General features: G+C 66.8%; 2 protein-coding genes. Both read left to right on the top strand.

Annotated features, from left to right (window positions below):
* A partial coding sequence (locus tag PVW46_RS13575) for an ABC transporter ATP-binding protein (protein ID WP_274576190.1) occupies positions 1–525 on the top strand: 525 nt, incomplete at its 5' end.
* The coding region (locus PVW46_RS13570; RefSeq protein ID WP_274576189.1) for an ABC transporter ATP-binding protein at positions 522–1,866 on the top strand (1,345 nt) is incomplete at its 3' end. The genes PVW46_RS13575 and PVW46_RS13570, both read left to right, overlap by 4 nt.

Below are 1,866 nucleotides of genomic sequence, written 5' to 3'. Positions count from 1 at the left end.
CAGGAAACCGCGATGTTCAACCGCTCGGCGCTGGACAATATCCGCTATGGCCGTCCCGGCGCGACAGAGGCCGAGGTGATCGAGGCCGCGAAACGGGCCGAGGCACATGAGTTCATCCTGGAACTGGAGGATTTTCGGGGCCGCACCGGCTATGGCGCCTACCTGGGTGAACGCGGCGTCAAGCTGTCCGGTGGCCAGCGCCAGCGGATCGCGCTGGCCCGTGCCATTCTCAAGGATGCGCCGATCCTGGTGCTGGACGAGGCCACCAGCGCGCTCGACAGCGAGGTCGAGGCGGCGATCCAGGAGGCGCTTGGCCGGGTGATGGAGGGCAAGACCGTGCTGGCCATCGCGCACCGGCTGTCGACCATTTCCAGCATGGACCGGATTGTTGTCCTGCACGAGGGCCGCATCGCCGAACAGGGCACCCATGACGAGCTGCTGGAGAAGAAGGGCCTTTATGCCCGCTACTGGGACCGGCAATCCGGCGGATTCCTGGGTGAGGACGCGGTGGAGGCGGCGGAATGATCCGACGCCTGCTGCCGAAGATCGACCCGTTCCAGCCTGCGGACGGTGCGCCGCCGCAGGGCCTGTGGGCCTTTGCACGCTGGGCGCTGAAAGGCGCGGAAAAGCCGATCCTGCTGGCGGTCTTCGTGACCGCGATGACCGGGATTTCCGAACTGGTCGCGGCGCGCTTTACCGGCTGGGTGATCGACGGCGCCGAGGCCACCGGCCCTGGCGCCTTCTGGGAGCCGTTCTGGTGGCTGATCCTTTTCGGGCTGGCCTTCTTCCTGCTGATCCGCCCGCTGATCTTCGTCTTTGACGCGGGCGTGTCGGGCGTGATGCTGGGGCCGAACCTGTTTCCGATGGTCCTGCAACGGCTGAACAGCCATGTCCTTGGCCATTCGATGCGCTTCTTCGAGAACGATTTTGCCGGGCGGCTCAGCCAGAAGGCGCTGCAGGTGTCGCGCGCGCTGACCGACCTCGTGCTGGAAACCACGGATGTGGTCGTCTACGCGCTGGCGATGTTCGTGGGGGCCTTTTTCCTGCTGGGGGCGATCGACCCCTGGCTGCTGGGGGTCTTTGCGCTTTGGGCGGTGCTGTATGCGCTGGCGCTGCGCTATTTCATCCCGAGGGTGCGGCGCCTGTCGGCGGCACGGGCGGGGGCACGGACCGCCGTCACCGGACAGATCGTCGACACCTATTCCAACATCGCCACGGTCAAGCTGTTCGCCCGCGACGATGACGAGGACGCGGCGACCCACGCGGCGCTGGACCATTACCGCGCCCGCGCGCTGGATTTCGGAGAGCTGTCGGCGGTCTTTCGCATGGTGCTGATGACGCTGGGGGGCATCCTGCCCGTGGTGTCGATCCTGGGCGCGCTCTACCTCTACAGCATCGGCACGGCGACGGCGGGGGACATCGCGGTGACCGCCATGGTCACGACGCGGCTGTCCATGCTGACCAACCGGCTGGGCCGCGTGGCCATGTCGATCTTTACCAACATCGGCGAGATGCAGGACGGGATCGGCACGCTGACGCCGGGCCATGAGATCACCAACAGGCCCGGTGCCCTGCCGCAGGCACAGTCGGGCGAGATCCGGTTTGACCACGTGGGGTTTGCCTATGGTGGCGAGGGGCACGCGCTGGCCGGGTTCGACCTGACCATCGCGCCGGGGGAAAAGGTGGCGCTGGTGGGTGCCTCGGGTGCGGGGAAATCCACCGCCGTCTCGTTGCTGTTGCGGCTTTACGACGTGGAACAGGGGCGCATCCTGATGGGTGGCATCGACATCCGCGACCTGACCCAACAGGCGCTGCGGCGGCAGATCTCCGTCGTCCGGCAGGAAACCGCGATGTTCAACCGCTCGG

It is taken from the genome of Mameliella sp. AT18 (assembly GCF_028807275.1).
Taxonomy (GTDB): domain Bacteria; phylum Pseudomonadota; class Alphaproteobacteria; order Rhodobacterales; family Rhodobacteraceae; genus Antarctobacter; species Antarctobacter albus.
The sequence above is the reverse complement of the archived record's forward strand: the minus strand, read 5'-3'. Positions and strand labels throughout refer to the sequence as shown.